Origin of the sequence: Nocardia tenerifensis NBRC 101015 (assembly GCF_000308715.1) — a bacterium.
Lineage (GTDB): Bacteria > Actinomycetota > Actinomycetes > Mycobacteriales > Mycobacteriaceae > Nocardia > Nocardia tenerifensis.
In genome coordinates, this window is the sequence record NZ_BAGH01000487.1 from 1 (window position 1) to 3,249 (window position 3,249).

Annotated in this window: 3 protein-coding genes; 1 reads left to right on the forward strand and 2 read right to left on the reverse strand. The window is 70.1% G+C overall.

Features of this window, described 5'->3' with window-relative positions; all coding sequences use genetic code 11:
• On the reverse strand, positions 1-1,079 hold a 1,079-nt coding region (locus ON39_RS34270), incomplete at its 3' end, for a TIGR00366 family protein (RefSeq protein WP_040740454.1).
• Between the two features lie 174 nt (positions 1,080-1,253).
• Positions 1,254-1,820, reverse strand: coding sequence for a hypothetical protein (locus tag ON39_RS34275; RefSeq protein WP_051187463.1), 567 nt, complete (start codon positions 1,818-1,820; stop codon positions 1,254-1,256).
• A gap of 166 nt (positions 1,821-1,986) precedes the next feature.
• Here ON39_RS34275 and ON39_RS34280 point away from each other — a divergent pair, with 166 nt between their 5' ends.
• A complete protein-coding gene (locus ON39_RS34280) occupies positions 1,987-3,213 on the forward strand; it encodes a sensor histidine kinase (RefSeq protein ID WP_040740453.1) in 1,227 nt (408 codons plus the stop codon).
• Positions 3,214-3,249: the final 36 nt, after the last annotated feature.

Genomic DNA, 3,249 nt, shown 5'->3' on the forward strand with positions numbered 1-3,249 from the left:
ATGCTGGTGAAGAAGTCCGCGAGGTGCTGGGAGACGGTGATCCCGCCCCGGCCCTTGGCTTTGGTGAGGATCGCGGCCATGGCGGCGTAGAGCGGGAACTGCACGAGGATGCCCGCCGTCGGCGGCACCGCCAGCGTCACCGCCTGCAGGAACTTGCGCGGCGTGCCGTGCAGCACCAGGCCGAGCACGAGGAAGACGAGCAGGTAGCCGTTGAGGCTGCTGACCACGGTGAGCGCCGGCTTGGCGAGGAACTGGAAGATCAACCAGGCCATGGTCATCAGGCCCGCCAGGATCGGCAGGACGCGGCTGTACTCGAGCCACTCGCCCGGCCTGGTGCGCGGCGTCGCCTCCTCGGGCTGGTCGTCCAGGTCGACCTCGAGCTGCTCGGCCGTCTTGATCGCCTCGCCCTTCGGCGCCGACCACTGCGCGATGACCATGGTCAGCGCCATGAGGATGGCGCACATCAGCAGCGACTGCCAGGTGAAGATGGTGGTCCCGAAGTCGAGCAGGCCGGTGATCTTCAGCAGGGCCGGCGGCAGCGAGCCGGCGTTCGCCTGCAACTGCGCGGCCGAGGACGACAGCCCCAGCGCCCACACGCCGCCCAGGCCCATGAACGCCGCCGCGCCGAGCGCGCGATAGTCCACCCGCAGATCGGTGCGGCGGGCGATGGCCCGGACCAGCAGGCCGCCGAAGACCAGACTCAGTCCCCAGTTCAGGAACGAGACCGCCATGGAGAGGAACGCGACGTACCCCGCGGCGCTCGCCGGATTATTGGGGACCAGGGCGAGCCGGTCGATCAGCCGGGCCACGGGCGGGGACGTGGCGACGACATAGCCGGTGAGCACCACCATGGCCATCTGCAGCGTGAAGGTCGTCAGGTCCCAGAAGCCGTCACCGAACGCGGTGGCGACCGCCTTGGGCGAGGAACCGTTGGCGAAGGCGGCGAGCGCGACGACGAATACGCCCGCCAGCGCGACGACATAGGCGTCGGGGAACCATTTCTCCGTCCACCTGGCGAGTGACTGCGCGACCCGCGCGAGCCCCTGTTCGGACTCGGCGGCTTCCATCGTGGACGTCATCCAGTTGTTCCTCTACTTTCCACACTGCCCGCACGCGTGTGACGCAACGCACACGGGTTCGGTTGGTCAGTATCAGTGCCCACCTGTGCCCACACAAGGGTGAAATGCGCAGGTGTCATCTGCGAAAGTGCAGAAACCCCGGATGTTCTGGGCACTCGCCGCGGTTTCGATCGCTCAGCGGCGCCTATCGGCGGGCAGTAGCAGCCAGTGCAGCAGTGCGGTCGACGCGGCGATCAGCAGCAGGGCGTCGAGGTAGTGGCAGGCCATGGCGCCGAGATAGCTCGGCCCACCCCAGGCATTGGCGGTGAAGTTCGGGTCGAGGCCGCCGAGGATCTGCATGCCCATGCGAAAAGGGCTGTACACCACCACGGCCGCGGGCAGGAGGCCGGCCAGCAGGCGCAGCAGGGCGGTCGGGTGGTGGAAGATCGACCGCGCGGTGGTGGTAAGTCGTTGCGCCGCAACGCTAGTCACGGGGGACAGGAGAAGTCTTGTGAACGCGGAGACGCCGATTCGGCGCACCACCACAATGCCTGCGGCGACCGTCAACGCGAACAGCGCGATGTGCGTCCCCCACGCCGCCGTACCGTCGACGTGCGCCTCCGGTACGGGGGAGCGGTCGAGATAGCTCACGCCCCCGGCCACGACGCCCAATGTGAGGGACACAGCGGCGATGGTGAGCAGCGGGCGCGACAGGGAGGTCCGCAGGTCCACCCGGCGCGATCCGGTGTCATAGATGTTCATGTCCCCAACTCTCGCCCGCTGACCTGGGCCTTGTCGTCATCCCGGCGGCCACGCTCGCGCCACCCGCCGAGGCGGACGCCGCCCGGATCGTCCGACCTCCGGATGACTCGCGCGCTGGACTCCGGGGCGATGTGCCGGTACCGGCGAGCCGATTACCGTCTGCGCCATGGCCCTCTCCGCATCCCCGCCGGACCCGACCGCGCGACCGTGGCACCAGCGGCTGTCCCGATTCGGGCACCGGCCGGGTCACGCCGGGCCGGACGCGATCGACCTCGCGATCGCCGTCGGCTGCTTCGCCGTCTTCACGCTGCCGGTGCTGCTCGGCGCGGTCAGCGGGGCCGGCTCGACGCCCGCCATCGCGGCACTGGGCGCGGCCGCGGTGATACCGCTGATCGTGCGGCGGCGCTGGCCGCTGGCGGTGCTGATCGCGGTGGCGGTCGTGCTGTGCCTGGCCGCGCTGCTCGGCGTGCGCTTCACGCCGTGGGTCAGCAATACCGGCCCCGCCTTCGGCGTCGCCGTGCTCACCATGGCCGACCTGCGCTCGCGTCGAGAGTCCTTGTGGGCCACCGGCTTAGCGCTTGTCGCCCTCTACATCACCGGCATGACCGGCATGCGGATGCACCCCGATCAAGAAGAAGACTTCGTGCAATTGCTGATCGCCGTTCCGGCGTGGCTGATCGGCGACATGATCCGGACCCGGCGCGACTACCGCGACAGCATCGCCGCGCAGCGACTTCGTCAGGCCGCCGAAGAGGAGCGCCGGATCCGGGCCGAGGAGCGCCTGCGCGTGTCGCGCGACGTGCACGACCTGATCTCGCACACGTTGAGCATGGTCGCGGTCCGCTCCGGCGTGGCCCGGCTGGTGCTCGACGAGCAGCCGGGCGAGGCGCGTCAGGCGTTGAGCGCGATCGAGACGGCCAGCCGGTCGGCGCTGACCGAGCTGCGGCGGGTGCTCGCGCAGATCCGCGAGCCGGGACGGGAACCGGAGGCGGACGAGCCGGGGCTCGCCGAGATCGACGGTCTCGTCGCCGGGTTGCGCCACGACGGTTTGACCGTGGAGTACGCGGTCATCGGAGCGCCCGCCGACTATCCCGCGCTGTTGCAGACGACGGCCTATCGCATCGTGCAGGAGGCGCTTACCAACGTGGTCAAGCACGCGCACACCGGCCGCGCCCGCGTGGAGATCCGGCATGCCGCGCACGAGCTGAGCGTGTGCGTCAGCGATGATGGTCCGGTGAACGAGACCGCCGTCGCCCCGGATAGCAGCGGATCGGGCCTCGGCCTGGTCGGCATGCGCGAACGAGTGTCGTTGTTCGGCGGCGATTTCGAGGCCGGGCCGCGGCCGGGCGGCGGATTCGCGGTCACCGCGCGGTTCCCGATCGAGGCGCGATGACCGACCCGGGCGGCGCGCCCGAACCCATCCGGGTGC